Genomic DNA, 15,290 nt, shown 5'->3' on the forward strand with positions numbered 1-15,290 from the left:
CCAAGGGCGAGGTCGCACAGCTCACCCTGATCGGACTGCCGATCGGCTTCGTCGCCGGCCTGCTGTTCATGCGAGCGGTCGACAGACCGGCCCGGCGTGCCTGGTTCGCGGTCGGCTCCGGACTGATCGTCCTCACCTGAGGGCTGCCCGCACTGCTGGGGCCGAGCAGGTTCACTCTGGTCGCCGTCATGCTCATCTCAGGTCTCGGCAACACCTTCGTCGGTGAGTCGGTCCGAGGTCTGGTCGCAGGAGCTGTTCCCGACCCTGCCGCGGGCTACCGCCCAAGGGGTCACTATGGCCTTCACCCGGGCCGTCGCCGGTCTGGCCGCGCTGGGCACTCCCGCCTTCTCGCTGGGCCACACCCGCCTGATGTTCGGCACGCAGTTCGGCCTGTTGCCGGCCGCGGCGGTCGTCGGCCTGATCCGCATACCCCGCCTGCCCAAAGCCCTCCAGCCCGAACCGCCGGCCGCGTCGACCATGCGACGGCGACCGGCCCAGCCCTCCCCTGATCCGAACTACTTCGCCCGCCGATTCCGAACCCATTTCGGGACCCCCGCCTTCGGCGCGGCATCCCCGCTGATCACCCGCCTGCCGCTGGATGTCCCGGTCATGCAGCCACCTTCTGATAATCCTCTTGTCAAGATTCAGGACCGCGGACTAACCTACGCCCACGTTACCTACACGTTTAAGTACCACGCTGTAAGTAACGTTCCGTGGCGTGAGCCCGTTGGCACGGCGCTGCGTCTTCAGGCACCCCGGCCCCACCCCTGGTATTCGGCGAAGAGGACCCACCGTGATCCGCACCTCCTTCAATGACGACTGGCAGACCCGGCACAAGGTGAACCCCTTCGCGGAAATGACCGGCCCCGTCGCCCCGTTCCGTGACGTCAGACTGCCGCACGACGCGATGATCGGTCAGGATCGCGTTCCTCCGGACGGTGCACTGACGATCGAGTCTGGCGCGGGCGCCTACTTCCAAGGCGGTGTCTTCGAGTACCGCAAGACGTTCTTCGTGCCGGAGGAACTGCGCGGCAAGCGGATCCTTTTCCAGTATGAGGGTGTCTACCGCGACGCCACCGTGCACATCAACGGCGACTTCGCCGGCCAGCGTCCCTACGGCTACTCCCACTTCACCGTCGACGCCGACCTCTATCTTCGATACGGCCAGGACAACGAGATCCGCGTGGAGGCACGCGCCCACCAGGACTCCCGCTGGTACACCGGGGCCGGCATCTACCGCGACGTCTGGATGCTCACCGGTGACATCGTACGTATCGCGCCGGACGGAGTCCGTGTGACCACGTTGGACGTGGAAGGCGAGCAGGCGGTGGTTGAGGTCGCGACCCGACTGCGCAACGACTCCATCGCCCTGCGCACGCTCGACCTCGCCGTGAGTGTCCTGGATTCCTCGGGGAACGCGGTGGCGGACGACGTCACCAAGGTCACCGTGCTGCCCGGCGAGTACGCCACCGTCCGCTCACGCGTCTACCTGAATGAGGCCCGGCTGTGGGACGTGGACAGCCCCCATCTGTACAGCTGTCGTCTCACCCTGAGCGACGCCGGCGAACCGCTGGACAGCGACAGCGTTCACTTCGGCGTCCGCTCGCTGCAGCTCGACCCCGACCGGGGACTGCGTATCAACGGCCGCAGCGTCAAGCTGCGGGGGACGTGCGTGCACCACGACAACGGCCCCCTCGGCGCGGCCACCTACGCCCGCGCCGAGGAACGGCGGGTGCAGATCCTCAAGGACGCCGGCTTCAACGCCATCCGCATGTCCCACCACCCGATGAGCAAGGCCATGCTCGACGCCTGCGACCGGCACGGCATGCTCGTGGTCGACGAGACCTTCGACGTGTGGACGTCCGCCAAGAGCGGATTCGACTACAGCCTGCATTTCCCCGAGTGGTGGGAGCGCGACGTGGAGGCGATGGTCGCGAAGGACTACAACCACCCCAGCGTCATCATGTACTCGATCGGCAACGAGATCCCCGAGACCGGATCCGCTGTCGGCGCCGCCTGGGGCCGCAAGCTCGCCGAGAAGATCCGCTCCATCGACAGCAGCCGCTACGTCACCAACGCCATCAACTGCCATTTCGCCGCCATATCCGATGCCGCCGCTCTGCACGAGATGGAGAAGGAGAAGGAAGCCGAGAGCGGCGCGGGCATCAACACCCTGATGGCAGAGATGTCCGACACGACGAACCACATCAGCGCCTCCGACGTGGTCACCCGGCGCACGGCCGAGTCCTTCAGCGTCCTTGACGTCGCCGGCATGAACTACGCCGACAGCCGCTACGCCCTCGACCGGGAGCTCTTTCCGAACCGGATCATCCTGGGCACCGAGACCTTCCCCACCCTCATCGACCGCACCTGGCAGCTGGTGGAGCAGTACAGCCACGTCATCGGCGACTTCACCTGGACCGGCTGGGACTACCTCGGCGAGGTCGGCATAGGCCGCCCCCAGTACGCGACCCCCAAGAACCCCCACATCGTCATGGGCGCCCCCTTCCCCCACCTCCTCGCGGGCTGCGGAGACGTCGACATCACCGGCCACCGGCGCCCCGCCTCCTACTACCGCGAGATCGTCTTCGGCCTGCGCACTGCCCCCTACATCGCCGTCCAGAACCCTGAGACCCACGGCAGGACCTTCATCGGCACTCCCTGGGCATGGAGCGACAGCATCGCCAGCTGGACCTGGCCCGGCTGGGAGGGCAAGCCCGTCACCGTCGAGGTCTACAGCGACGCCGACGAGGTCGAACTCTGTCTCGACGACCGCCCGGTGGGCCGCGTGCCGACGGGCCCGGCACACCGCTTCCGCGCCGCCTTCGACCTCCCGTACGAGCCCGGAGAGCTGTGCGCCGTCGCGTACCGGAACGGCGAGGAGACGGGCCGCTGCCGGCTTGGCTCGGCCCAGGGCCCGGTGACGCTGACCGCAGAGCCGGACCGGCTGGCCGTTACTGCGGCGCACGGCGAACTCGGCTTCGTCACCCTCACCCTGACCGACCCACACGGGACCTGCTGGACCGGCGCCGACCGTCCGGTCCGTGTGGAGGTCTCCGGCCCCGGCGAGCTGATCGCCCTGGGCAGCGCCGCCCCGCAGACGCAAGAGCGGTTCGACGCGGCCGAGCGGCACACCTACAACGGACGGGCTCTGGCGATCGTACGGCCTACCGCCGTCGGCAAGATCCGCATCCAGGCGACAGCCCCCGGATGCGAAGCAGCCGAGACCATCATCACCGTCGAGCAGGCAACACCTCCTCAATCGTGATGCGCGCCGGGGTCAAGGGCCTCGGCGAGCTCCTGATTGGTGTCGCACCCGCCATCGCGAACACTCCGCTCGGGATGCCCGGAACTGTGGCCACGCGAGACGCGACGGCCAGGAGATCCGCCTCGGCGGCCCCGGTCATGAAGAAGATGTATGCCTCGCCGTACTCCTCTCCTTCGTCATGCACTTCCGCTACCTCCTGTTCAGCAAGGAAGTCCTCGACCTGGTCAATCCAGGGGAAGGCATGAACCCTCCGGGGTGCCCGGGACCTCCCGAAGGGGCACATAGATCTCAACGATGGTGTCCATACGGGCATGGTCCCTGGCCAGAACCCGGCCGCATGCTCCGCTCCCGGAACACGGCGAGGCGTGGTGAATCGACCCGAACCGGACGGCATCTGACTACGCCGAAGCCCTGACCGCGATGGCGTCAGCCATAGAGCACGGGAACACGGCGGAACGACAGCCTGGGAGCTGAGGGGACGGCTTACCGGCCCGCCGGACGGTTTAGTGCAACGAGAAATGGTCGAGGGCAGACAATTTCCACCGCGTTCATCGTGGTGAGGGAGCAGGCGGTACTCCCCCGTGGGCATCGACTCCCATCACCGCATCACGAAGAGATTGGGTGGAGCGTCATCGTCCGTCGAGATCATGACACTCTTGGTTTCGAGGTATTCGTTGACCGCCTCTATTCCTTGCTCCCGTCCCATACCGGACCGTTTCATGCCGCCAAAAGGCACCATGTAACTGTATGTGCGGTAGGTATTTACCCAGACAGTTCCTGCGCGGAGCGCCTTCGACATGCGCATGGCCCGGCCGATGCTCTTCGTCCAGACCCCTGCTACCAGCCCGTACGCAACGTCATTGCCGATCCGTACGGCCTGCTCCTCGTCATCAAAACCGATGATCGAGAGAACCGGACCGAAGACCTCTTCCTGGGCAATGCGCATACTGTTGGTGACGTCGACCAGTATCGTGGGTTCGACGAATTGACCGCCGGTCAGGCCGGGCCCGGCCGCCGGCTTGCCACCGAGAACGCAACGCGCGCCTTCCGCCTTTGCGATGTCGATGTAGTGCAACACCTTCTGATACTGCGGAGGCGTTGCGATGGGGCCGACATTCGTCTGGGGATCCATTGGATCACCGAGCCGCACGTCCTGGGCGAGGCGAAGCAGCTTTTCCGTGAAGACGTCCTTGATCGAGTTGTGGACGAGAAGTCGCGACCCCGCCGAGCACATCTGGCCCGCCGCTCCGAAGATGCCCGCGACCACTCCCGCCGCGGCCCCGTCCAGGTCGGCTTCCTCAAACACGATGTTCGGCGACTTCCCGCCGAGCTCGAGAGAGACGCGTTTCATGGTGCGCGCCGCAGTCTCGTATATCCTCGCTCCGGTCGCATCTGAGCCCGTGAAGGTGATTTTTGCGACGTCTTGGTGTTCGACCAATGCGGCCCCCGCCTCTGGGCCGAAGCCGGTGACGACATTGAATACGCCGCCGGGCAGTCCAGCCTCTTTCATGAGCCCGGCGAACTCCAGCGTGCTGGCAGAGGCGAACTCTGACGGCTTCACCACTACGGCGCAACCTGCGGCCAAGGCAGGGGCACACTTGACCGCAACAAACCACAACGGAGAGTTCCAAGCGGTCAGTGCGGCCACGACGCCAATCGGCTCGCGAAAAGTGAAAGCGAACGTATTGGGCTTTTCGATTGGTATTGCGGCGCCCTCAATCTTGTCGGCCAACCCGGCGTAGTAATACCAGCATTCGGAGATCGAAGCGAGCTGGCTGCGCATCTCAGCAAGCAACTTCCCGTTGTCGCGCGCTTCGATCTCAGCGAGCCGTTCTGCGTTCTTGACGACGAGATCGCCGATATTGCGCATGATCTTGCCGCGCTGCGAGGCGCTCAAGCTCGCCCAGGGCCCATCCGTCATGGCGCGGTCGGCGGCGCTCACAGCACGCGACACGTCCTCGCCGTTACCACGGGGGATCTGAGCCCAGGGCTCTCCCCGATACGGATCATAGGTGTCGAGCCACTCGCCGCCGTCAGGGTCGACCCAGTCACCATTGATGTGCAGTCGATACTTCGTCATACGTTGTCCTCCATTCGCAGTGGCACAGCCTCGCGAGCCGCCCATCGGCGCTCCCCACCACGGCCTGGCATAAATGGTCCGAACGCCGCAAATGCCGGTGGTGATCAAACCTGTCGGGAGGCCAAAGAAGGCTTCGCAGGATGCCGCCGCGCCGTTCGAAGCGGACCGCAGGGCGACGGAAGCAGCCCCGCATGAGACGGACGGCGTCTGGCCGTGAGTGCGCAGGAAGTCCAGCCCGGAGATGACAGTGAAGTCGCGGGCGTACGGTTCGGCGCCCGCAGGGCCGGCCCTGGTCGCACGACGATTGGCTGGAGGGATCCCAGGCAAGACGTACACCTCCGATGCAGCAAATCAACCGAGGGCGCCGGCGGTCACGCAAGCACATGGCCGGGCCACCGCATTCGCGCTTGCCTCCGGAGCCGAGGGGTCTCTGCGCCTACACCAGCCGACATTCTGTCGGACATTAGAAGTTGCGGTCAATGGTCAGACTTCGACTGACCAGTTGGCCCACCCTGCCACTGGGGCTCGCAGCAAGGTCACCCCCACCTGTCGGGCGTCTCGACCGGCGCAGCTCGCCTTGGCGGGTTACATCGCCCCTCGTCCCCACGCTCTCCCCGCCGAGAGATACCGCCGGCGCGGACGCCAACAGAGCTCCGCTGCCGAAGGCGGCCGCGAACCGCTGAAGGCACTGAGCTGCGTCAGCGGCCAGGAACAGGAGGCCCGCCCTCCCACAGCATCAGGCAGGCGTAGAACGTGTTCGAGGTACGGCACAGTCATGTTCACGGCCCTTGTGCTGCTCCCGTGTTCCTGATCAGCGAGACGGAACCAGCAGAAGGGCCGTGGACACTCGATGACTCCTATCCCCGCGAACGCAAACGGACTCCGTTCCGGCCGACCGGGAAGAGAAATGACCAGCCCAGACCGGGCCGCCAGGAAGGCCACTCTCAGAGTGCGCGGAGGATGTCTTCGACACGCTCCTTCGCGTCACCGAACAGCATCGCCGAGTTCTCCCGGAAGAACAGCGGGTTCTGCACGCCGGCGTAGCCGGAGGCCATGGAGCGTTTGAAGACCACGACGTTGTCGGCCTCCCAGACCCGGAGTACGGGCATGCCCGCGATCGGGCTGCCGGGATCGTCCATCGCCGCCGGGTTGACGGTGTCGTTGGCGCCGATCACGAGCACCACGGACGTGCCGGCGAAGTCGTCGTTGAGCTCATCCATCTCCAGCACGATGTCGTAGGGCACCTTGGCCTCGGCCAGCAACACGTTCATGTGACCAGGGAGCCGCCCCGCGACCGGGTGGATCCCGAAATGGACGTCCTTGCCCTTTTCTCTCAACTTGCGGGTCAGTTCGGCCACGCCGTGCTGCGCCTGGGCGACGGCCATGCCGTAGCCAGGGGTGATGATCACCGAGTCGGCGTCCGTGAGCATTTCCGCGACGCCTTCGGCGTTGGTCTCGCGGTGCTCGCCGTAGTCCTCGCCGCCACCCGGTCCTGCCTCGATGCCAAAGCCACCGGCGATGACGGAGACGAAGGACCGGTTCATCGCCTTGCACATGGCGTAGGACAGGTACGCGCCCGAGGAGCCGACCAGGGCACCCGTAATGATCAGCAGGTCGTTCTCCAAGAGGAATCCCGAGGCGGCTGCGGCCCAGCCGGAGTAACTGTTCAGCATGGATACCACGACCGGCATGTCGCCACCGCCGATCGAGGCCACCAGATGCCACCCCAGCAGCAGCGCGACCGCGGTGACCGCCAGCAGCAGCCAGAGACTCGGCTCGATCACGAACCAGGTGGTCGATGCCGCGAACACGAGCAGGGCACCGAGGTTCAGGGCGTTCTTGCCGGGCAGCGTGAGCGGCGCGGACTTCATCCGGGCGGACAGCTTGAGGAAGGCCACGACGGAACCGGTGAACGTCACCGCACCGATGAACACGCCGATGAACACCTCGGCATGATGGATGCCCAAGTTCTCCGTGGCCCGCAGCACCTGCGCGGCGCCGCCGTCGAGGTCCGCCTCGACATGAAGGTAACCGTTCCAGCCGACCATCACTGCGGCCAGACCCACGAAGCTGTGCAGGAGGGCGATCAGCTCCGGCATGCCGGTCATCTCCACGACCCTTGCCCGCTGCAGGCCGATGACCGCGCCGACCGCGGTGGCACCGGTCAACAGGGCGAGTCCGGAGTTCTCCATGTCCTGGTCGATGGCCAGGGCGATCGTCGCGATCAGCGCCAACGCCATGCCGACCATGGCGAAGGTGTTGCCGGCCTTGGCGGTTTCGTGCCTCGACAGACCCGCCAGGGCCAGGATGAACAGCAGTGCGGCGACGATGTAGGCCGCCTGTGCGGCGGTGTCGACAGCCATGAGTCAGCTCCTGGAGAACATGGCGAGCATGCGCCGGGTGACGGCGAACCCACCGAAGATGTTGATGGCGGCGAGCAGGATCGCGACGGACGAGATGGCTGTGATCGCCGTGTCACCATGGCCGATCTGCAGCAGCGCCCCGACCACGATGACGCCGGAGATCGCGTTGGTCACCGACATCAGCGGAGTGTGCAGGGCGTGGTGCACGTGCCCGATCACGTAGTAGCCGACCACGATCGCGAGGGCGAAGACCGTCAGATGGCCCTGCAGTGCACGCGGCGACAGTGCGGCCGTCAGAAACAGCAGTGCGCCGACCGCCGCGATCGCTGTGAATCGTCTGGCCGGCGAGATCACTCGCCGGCTCCCCTTCTCGGGGCGGGCAGGCGTCGCCGTGGGCGCGGCGGCAGGTGTCGCGGACACCTGCACCGGCGGCGGTGGCCAGGTCGATTCGCCCTTGCGCATCACGGTCATGGAACGCTGCACCACGTCGTCGAAGTCCAGCACCAGCGTGCCGTCCTTGTCGGGCGTCAGTAGTTTCATGAGGTTGACCAGGTTTGTGCCGTACATCTGGGACGCCTGAGTAGGAAGCCGACCGGCCAGGTCGGTGTAGCCGATGATGGTCACCCCGTTGTCGGTGACCACCTTCTGTCCCGCGACGGCGCCTTCCACGTTGCCGCCGTTGGACGCGGCCATGTCGACGATCACGCTGCCCGGTGCCATACCGGCGACCATTTCGGCGGTGATCAGCCGCGGTGCCGGCCTCCCCGGGATGAGGGCGGTGGTGATGACGATGTCGACGTCCCTGCACTGCGCGGCGTACAGCTCCGCCTCGCGCGCCTTGTAGCCGTCCCCCATTTCCTTGGCGTAGCCGGTCGCACTGGCCTGCGCCTCACGGGTGTCGACTGCCAGGTACTCCCCGCCCAGCGACTTCACCTGGTCGGCGACTTCCGGCCGCGGATCGGTGGCCCGCACCACCGCACCCAGACTGCCCGCGGCGCCGATCGCCGCGAGTCCGGCGACACCGGCACCGGCGACCAGCACTCTGGCCGGAGGAACCTTGCCCGCCGCCGTGACCTGGCCGGTGAAGAACCGGCCGAACTCGTGAGCCGCCTCGACCACGGCACGGTAGCCCGCGATGTTGGCCATCGAAGACAGCACGTCCAGCGACTGGGCCCGCGAGATCCGCGGTACGGCGTCCATGGCGAGCACGGTGATCGGCCGTCCGGCGAGGTCTTCCAACCTTTCGGGCTCCGCCCTCAGACTCAGCTGACTGATCAGCGTGGCACCTTCACGCAGCCTGTCCATCTGCTCCGCTGACGGCGGGTTCACCCCGAGCACGATGTCGGCCGCCAACGCGTCACCGATGGCGGCACCCGCCTCGACGTACGCCTCGTCGGGAAAGCTGGATGCCGCGCCCGCGCCCCGCTCGACCACCACCTCGTAGCCGAGCTTCAGCAACTGCGCGGCCGTGGCCGGCGTCGTCGCCACCCGGGCCTCGCCCGGCCTGGACTCCTTCACCACACCGATGAGCACGGAGACCTCCTCAGCATTGATCTAACGGGAACTGAAATGTCATACTCTTACAGTCTTGTCAATAATCTGCGTGACTGTAGCATTCGTTGTGAAGGGACATGCATTGAGTTTGAGGATCGTTGTCACTGTGAAGTACGTGCCCGACGCCACTGGCGACCGGCACTTCGCCGATGACCTGACCGTCGACCGTGACGACGTGGACGGTCTGCTCTCGGAGCTCGACGAGTACGCGGTCGAGCAGGCGCTGCAGATCGCCGCCGAGGCCGACGACGCGGAGATCACGGTCCTGACCGTCGGCCCCGAGGACGCCAAGGACGCGCTGCGCAAGGCCCTGTCGATGGGCGCCGACAAGGCGATCCACGTCGAGGACGACGACCTGCACGGCACCGACGCCATCGGCACCTCCCTGGTGCTGGCCAAGGCGATCGAGAAGGCCGGCTTCGACCTGGTCATCTCCGGCATGGCCTCCACAGACGGCACCATGGGCGTCGTCCCCGCGCTGCTCGCCGAGCGTCTGGGCGTCCCGCAGGTCACCCTGCTCTCCGAGGTTTCCGTCGAGGACGGTGTCGTCAAGGGCCGCCGCGACGGCGACTCCGCCTCCGAGCAGCTGGAGGCCTCCCTCCCGGCCGTCGTGTCGGTAACCGACCAGTCCGGTGAGGCGCGTTACCCGTCCTTCAAGGGCATCATGGCCGCCAAGAAGAAGCCGGTGGCGGCCTGGGACCTGTCCGACCTCGGCCTGGAGGCCGGGGAGGTCGGTCTGGAGGGCGCGTACTCCGTGGTCGACTCCGCGACCCAGCGCCCGGCGCGCACGGCCGGCACGATCGTCAAGGACGAGGGCGAGGGCGGCAAGCAGCTCGCCGAGTTCCTCGCGGGCCAGAAGTTCATCTAGGCCCCGTTCGAGGCTCGTTGAGCCCCGCCCCGCAGACCGCCCCTCATCTTCCGCAAGCAGGAGAGTAGAAGTCCCATGGCTGAAGTTCTCGTCTACGTCGATCACGTGGACGGCGCCGTCCGCAAGCCCACCCTGGAACTGCTGACCCTCGCCCGCCGTATCGGCGAGCCGGTCGCCGTCGCCCTGGGTGCCGGTGCCGCCGCCACCGCAGGCGCGCTCGCCGAGCACGGCGCCGTCAAGGTCCTCACCCACGAGGCCGCCGAGTACGCCGACTACCTGGTCGTCCCGAAGGTCGACGCCCTCCAGGCCGCGTACGCCGCTGTCTCCCCGGCCGCCGTGCTGGTCCCCTCCTCCGCCGAGGGCAAGGAGATCGCCGCCCGCCTCGCGCTGCGCATCGGCTCCGGCATCATCACCGACGCCACCGACATCGAGGCCGGCGACGAGGGCCCGGTGGCCACGCAGTCCGCGTTCGCCGCGTCCTTCACCACCAGGACCCGTGTCGCCAAGGGCACCCCGGTCATCACGGTCAAGCCGAACTCCGCCCCGGTGGAGGCCGCCCCGGCCGCCGGCACCGTCGAGGCCCTCGACGTCACCTTCTCCGCCCAGGCCACCGGCACCAAGGTCACCGCGCGCACCCCGCGCGAGTCGACCGGCCGCCCCGAGCTGACCGAGGCCGCGATCGTCGTCTCCGGCGGCCGTGGCGTCAACGGCGCCGAGAACTTCCCGATCATCGAGGCGCTCGCCGACTCCCTCGGCGCGGCCGTCGGCGCCTCGCGCGCCGCGGTGGACGCGGGCTGGTACCCGCACACCAACCAGGTCGGCCAGACCGGCAAGTCCGTCTCGCCGCAGCTCTACATCGCCAACGGCATCTCCGGCGCCATCCAGCACCGCGCCGGCATGCAGACCTCGAAGACCATCGTGGCCGTCAACAAGGACGCCGAGGCCCCGATCTTCGACCTCGTCGACTACGGCGTCGTCGGCGACCTCTTCGACGTCGTCCCGCAGCTCACCGAGGAGATCAACACCCGCAAGGGCTGACATGCGGCCAGCCCGCGCGCTGCTCGCACAAAAGACGGCTCCTCCTGTCGCGCCGGACAGGAGGAGCCGTCTTCGACCGATTGAAGCAGTCAGCCGTGCCGAGCGGTCGAGGGGCTGAACCGTTCCATGACGGAGAGGATTCGTTCCCGGACCTCGGGACGGGCGATCAGCTCGATGTTCGCCTTGAGGCTGTCACGCAGGGCTGTCTCGAAGGCCGGCGTCGACGTACCGCGGGCGATGTCCTTGACCCGCGCGAATGTCGCGGCGGGGCCATGAGCCAGATCTGACGCCAACTGCCGTGCGCGGGCACCGAGTTCGTCGGGTTGGCACACCTCGTTCACCATGCCGAGGCCCAGAGCCCGGTCTGCGTCGACGAAGGCTCCCGACGCCAGCAGGGTCGTGGCGGCGGACAGGCCTGCCACCAGGGGAAGCAGGAAGGCCCCTCCGGCGACGGGGACCATCCCGAGGTTGACGTAACTCTCGGCGAATCGCGCGGTGGACGCGGCGACACGCACATCACAGGCGAGGCCGAAGTCGAGCCCCCCGGCCGTGGCCGCGCCGTTGAACGCGGCAACGATCGGCTTGGGAGCGCCCCAGATGAGGCGAACCGTCCGCTGCACGGCAGGCATCCACACATCGGCAAGGTAGGCCATCAGTCCGTCGGGACCATCGCCGTGGTACACGTCGTACATCTCCCGGACGTCGGCGCCGGCGCAGAACACCGAGCCCGTCCCGGTCAGGACCACTGCCCGGACCCCGTCCGTGTCACACAGCCGCTGGACGGCATCACCCAGCTCCGTGACGACTGCGGGCGTCACCGAGTTACCGCGCTCCGGACGGTTCAGCCGTACCGACCCGATCACGTCCGTATCGTCGACCACGACCTCATCCACGAGGGTTCACCACCTTTGTCACGTTGGCAGGAACGCGAGTGGGGTCTGCCACCCATGCGCGAACCATCCGCTTGATGTCACCGCGTGCGATCTTCGACTCACCGGAGGCCCGCGGAATCGGGTCGGCCGAGAGATAGACGTGGCGGGGACGCTTGAATCCGGCCAGCCTTCCGCGCACCCAGAGAGTGAGGCCTTCGGCCCCCAGCGCGCCGGTGTCGGGCACGTGGACCAGTGCCGCCGGGGTCTCGCCCCACTCTTCGTCAGGAACGCCGACCACGACGGCCTCACGGACGCCGGGGTGTTCTTCAAAGGCGCGTTCGATCTCGACGGGCTGGATGTTGGTGCCGCCGGTGATGATCGTCTCGCTCGCGCGGCCGACGATGAAGACGCGCCCCTCCTCGTCGAAGTGGCCCAGGTCGGAGGTGCGCCACCAGCCGTCGGGAAGAAGACGGTCGGCGTGCTCGGACTCCGAACCGATGAGCCCCGTGGTGACGCTCGGGGTACGGATCACCAGCTCTCCCTGTACGCCGGGGGGCACCTCGTCGAGCACGTCACCCCCGACGAGGAGGGAGAACTCCACGCCGGGGACGGGACGGCCGATGGAGGACCACAGCTCGGGCGACTTCATCTCCTGCCGGCTGAGAAGGGTGGTGGACGCGGGCGCCTCGGTCTGCCCCCAGCACTGGAGGAGCGCGTCCGTGTGCTCGCTCACGACCTCGAGCGCGGGAAGGGCGGCGGGTTCACCGGCCAGCATCAGGCAGGACAGCCGTGCGCCCTTCAGCAGCGGGAGTTCGTCCGAAACGCTCATCCTGCGCAGCATGGTGGGCACGGCGAACATCCAGTCGATCCGCTCGTCCTTGATCGCCCGCAGTGTCTCGTCCGCGTCGAACCGGGGAAGGACCACGTTCGTGCCGCCGCGCAGCAGCGTGGGCAGGACACTCCAGCCGCCGGCGTACACCAGCGGCGCCACCTGCAGTGTGCGGGGAGCGAGCGTCGGCCCGCTCGTGCTCATCACCCATGTGTTGCCGAGGATCGCCGCGCGGGCCCCGCGGTGCGAGATCGCGATGCCCTTGGGCCGTCCGGTCGAACCGGAGCTGAATCTGATGTGGTAGAGGTCCTCGGGACCGACGTGGACCCGTGGCCGAAGAGGCGAGCCCTCGGTCACCAGGTCATCGAACGAACGCCAGCCGGGCCGCGTGCCTATGACCACCTTCGAGGGGCCGTCGCCGTCGACGACCTCGTCGATCGAGGCAGCCGCCGCCGTGTCCGCGACCACGAGCCGGACGTCGGCGAGTTCCATGCACCGGCGGAGTTCGTGCGGGGTGAACCGGTGGTTGAGCGGGACCTTGACCAGACCTGCCTTCAGCAGCGCGAACTCGAGCACGACGTACTCCACGTGGTTCTGCGCGACGTAGGCCACGCGATCACCCGGGGCGAGGCCGAGGCCGATGAAGGCGTTGGCCAGACGATTCGACGCCTCGGTGAGATCGGCGATGGTGAGCCGGTGCAGGCCGTCGAGTCCCTCGACGGCGACGGACCGGCTAGGCCGGCGCTCGATCTGGCTCATGAGCTGCGCAACGGTCTGCGCCGACGCGTTCATTGCGGTGACCATCTCCTCAGCCCTGGCCGAAGGAGATCGGCATCGTGGCGAGCGACAGGCCGCCGTCGACGACGATCGTCTGGCCGTTGATGGCCGCGCTGCGTGGGGAGCAGAGGAAGGCCATGACCTCGGCGACCTCCTCGGGCGTGGGATAGGAGCCGGAGGGTGTCATGGCGCGCCACTGGCGTTCGTAGTCCTCCCAGGCTTCACCGGCGTAGTACCGGAAGGAGTCGGTGTCGATGGGCCCCGGGCAGACTCCGACGGCGGTGATGCCCTGGCCGGCCAGTTCGATCGCGAAGTACTTCACAATCGTCTCCATCGCGGCCTTCGCGGCGCCGAGGAGTCCGTGGCCGGGCAGGACCCGGAAGCTGTCCCATCCGGAGACGGCCACGATCCTTCCGCCGGGCGGCATGTGCGGAGCGCTCGCGCGAGCCAGGTCGAGGAAGCCCTGGACGGTAATCCCCATCGTTTTGCCGATGTGGTGGGAGTGAATCTGTGTCAGCGGCTTGAACGCGCTGGCCGCCGCGTTGGCGACGATGACGTCGATCTTCCCGAAACGGTCGGCCGCGGTCGCCACGAGCGCCTCGACGGCTTCGGTGTCCGAGATGTCGGCCTGCACTGCCAGGGCTCTGCCACCGGCCGCCTCGATCTGGGCAACGGTCTGCTCCGCCGCCTCGGTATCACGCCGGTAATTGACGACGACATCGGCGCCTTCGCCGGCGAGCCGGAGTGCGAGGCGCTGTCCCATGCCACGAGAGCCACCCGTGATGATGATCGTCTTGCTTTTCATTTCCATGCTGTCCTCACCATCGGGAGTTGTCCGTGCGCGCCGCCGTCGGCTGCGCGGCACTTCCTGTATGCCGCTGGGTCTACGACCCCATGGTCAGACCGCCGCCCACGCACAGGGTCTGGCCGGTGATGTAGCTCGCGTCGTCGAGCGCGAGGAACGCGAGGGCGGCGGCGATCTCTTCGGGTTCGCCCGCCCTGCGCAGCGGTACGTTCCGCACGATGCTCGAGACCAGGGACTCCCCACCCTGGCTCTCCAGCAGCGGCGTGGCCGTGATCCCGGGAGCCACCGCGTTGACCCTGATGCCGTGGCGCGCCCACTCCCGGGCGAGTGACTTGACGAGCGCGATGACGCCCGCCTTGGCCGCGGAGTAGACGGTTTCGCCCGAGGTTCCCACCGTGCCGGCCTCGGACGAGGTGAGGACGATGCTTCCGCCGTGCTCGCGCAGTGTCCGTCCCGCTGCCGCCGCGATGTAGATGCTCGACATCAGGTTCACGTCGATGATCCGGCGCCAGTAGTCGGGCGACTCGTCGAGGAACGGCTGGATGGCCGTCCAGCCGACGGTGGAGATCACGTGGTCGACGCGCCCCAGGGTTCCTACGGCTTCCTTGAGCATCCGGTCGCAGGCTTCGGGGTCGGTCGCGTCCCATGGCACATCGCCCAGGGCGACGATGTTCGGGTGGTTCTGCGCCAGTTCCTGGACGGCCTCGGCGTTCAGATCGGCCACGGCGGTGGTGATGCCCAGCCCGGCGAGACGCAGGGCGGTGGCGCGTCCGATGCCGGAACCGGCACCCACCACGAGAGCCTTCTTCACCTCATTGACGTCGGCCATGTGTCCT

The 15,290-nt window shown here is 67.4% G+C and carries 11 protein-coding genes; 4 read left to right on the forward strand and 7 right to left on the reverse strand.

The features are described 5' to 3' along the window. Positions 1-294: 294 nt before the first annotated feature. The gene (locus tag ACW4TU_RS03950; RefSeq protein ID WP_457424653.1) at positions 295-816 is read left to right on the forward strand and encodes a hypothetical protein; all 522 of its coding nucleotides are present in this window, start codon (positions 295-297) and stop codon (positions 814-816) included. After that, positions 794-3,268 carry a glycoside hydrolase family 2 TIM barrel-domain containing protein gene (locus ACW4TU_RS03955; protein ID WP_457424655.1) on the forward strand — a complete coding sequence of 825 codons (2,475 nt, stop codon included), beginning with the start codon at positions 794-796 and terminating at the stop codon, positions 3,266-3,268. Before ACW4TU_RS03950 ends, ACW4TU_RS03955 begins: the two co-directional genes overlap by 23 nt. 598 nt (positions 3,269-3,866) lie before the next feature. Here ACW4TU_RS03955 and ACW4TU_RS03960 read toward each other — a convergent pair. The 3 genes from ACW4TU_RS03960 to ACW4TU_RS03970 all read right to left on the reverse strand — a co-directional run bounded on the left by ACW4TU_RS03960 (position 3,867) and on the right by ACW4TU_RS03970 (position 9,244). Beyond that, on the reverse strand, positions 3,867-5,348 hold the full coding sequence (locus tag ACW4TU_RS03960) for an aldehyde dehydrogenase (RefSeq protein WP_457424657.1): 1,482 nt from the start codon (positions 5,346-5,348) through the stop codon (positions 3,867-3,869). Between the two features lie 944 nt (positions 5,349-6,292). Continuing rightward, positions 6,293-7,711, reverse strand: a complete 1,419-nt coding sequence (gene pntB / locus ACW4TU_RS03965) for a Re/Si-specific NAD(P)(+) transhydrogenase subunit beta (RefSeq protein WP_457424659.1) — start codon at positions 7,709-7,711, stop codon at positions 6,293-6,295. Positions 7,712-7,714: 3 nt separating this feature from the next. Then, positions 7,715-9,244, reverse strand: coding sequence for a Re/Si-specific NAD(P)(+) transhydrogenase subunit alpha (locus tag ACW4TU_RS03970; RefSeq protein ID WP_457424661.1), 1,530 nt, complete (start codon positions 9,242-9,244; stop codon positions 7,715-7,717). A gap of 103 nt (positions 9,245-9,347) precedes the next feature. Between ACW4TU_RS03970 and ACW4TU_RS03975 the strand changes: the two genes are divergently transcribed. Next, a complete protein-coding gene (locus tag ACW4TU_RS03975; protein WP_457424663.1) occupies positions 9,348-10,133 on the forward strand; it encodes an electron transfer flavoprotein subunit beta/FixA family protein in 786 nt (261 codons plus the stop codon). A gap of 75 nt (positions 10,134-10,208) precedes the next feature. Next, positions 10,209-11,171, forward strand: a complete 963-nt coding sequence (locus ACW4TU_RS03980; RefSeq protein WP_457424665.1) for an electron transfer flavoprotein subunit alpha/FixB family protein — start codon at positions 10,209-10,211, stop codon at positions 11,169-11,171. An 89-nt stretch (positions 11,172-11,260) separates the two neighbouring features. On the opposite strand, the gene ACW4TU_RS03985 is transcribed toward ACW4TU_RS03980, so the two are convergent. The 4 genes from ACW4TU_RS03985 to ACW4TU_RS04000 form a co-directional block, all read right to left on the reverse strand. After that, on the reverse strand, positions 11,261-12,064 hold the full coding sequence (locus ACW4TU_RS03985) for an enoyl-CoA hydratase/isomerase family protein (RefSeq protein WP_457424667.1): 804 nt from the start codon (positions 12,062-12,064) through the stop codon (positions 11,261-11,263). Further along, entirely contained in the window at positions 12,057-13,676 is a 1,620-nt protein-coding gene (locus tag ACW4TU_RS03990; RefSeq protein ID WP_457424669.1) for a class I adenylate-forming enzyme family protein, read from the reverse strand. Before ACW4TU_RS03990 ends, ACW4TU_RS03985 begins: the two co-directional genes overlap by 8 nt. Before the next feature lie 4 nt (positions 13,677-13,680). Further along, positions 13,681-14,454 (reverse strand): SDR family oxidoreductase, encoded by a 774-nt coding sequence (locus ACW4TU_RS03995; RefSeq protein ID WP_457424671.1) that lies wholly within the window; start codon positions 14,452-14,454, stop codon positions 13,681-13,683. A 79-nt stretch (positions 14,455-14,533) separates the two neighbouring features. Next, the gene (locus ACW4TU_RS04000; RefSeq protein ID WP_457424673.1) at positions 14,534-15,283 is read right to left on the reverse strand and encodes an SDR family NAD(P)-dependent oxidoreductase; all 750 of its coding nucleotides are present in this window, start codon (positions 15,281-15,283) and stop codon (positions 14,534-14,536) included. Positions 15,284-15,290: the final 7 nt, after the last annotated feature.

The sequence above is a fragment of the Streptomyces kryoterrae genome, from assembly GCF_054072135.1.

Coding starts and splice junctions, on each gene's coding strand:
- ACW4TU_RS03950 (WP_457424653.1), top strand. CDS start 295: ATGGCCTTCACCCGGGCCGTCGCCGGTCTGGCCGCGCTGGGCACTCCC.
- ACW4TU_RS03960 (WP_457424657.1), bottom strand. CDS start 5,348: ATGACGAAGTATCGACTGCACATCAATGGTGACTGGGTCGACCCTGAC.
- pntB (WP_457424659.1), bottom strand. CDS start 7,711: ATGGCTGTCGACACCGCCGCACAGGCGGCCTACATCGTCGCCGCACTG.
- ACW4TU_RS03980 (WP_457424665.1), top strand. CDS start 10,209: ATGGCTGAAGTTCTCGTCTACGTCGATCACGTGGACGGCGCCGTCCGC.
- ACW4TU_RS03990 (WP_457424669.1), bottom strand. CDS start 13,676: ATGGTCACCGCAATGAACGCGTCGGCGCAGACCGTTGCGCAGCTCATG.
- ACW4TU_RS03995 (WP_457424671.1), bottom strand. CDS start 14,454: ATGAAAAGCAAGACGATCATCATCACGGGTGGCTCTCGTGGCATGGGA.
- ACW4TU_RS04000 (WP_457424673.1), bottom strand. CDS start 15,283: ATGGCCGACGTCAATGAGGTGAAGAAGGCTCTCGTGGTGGGTGCCGGT.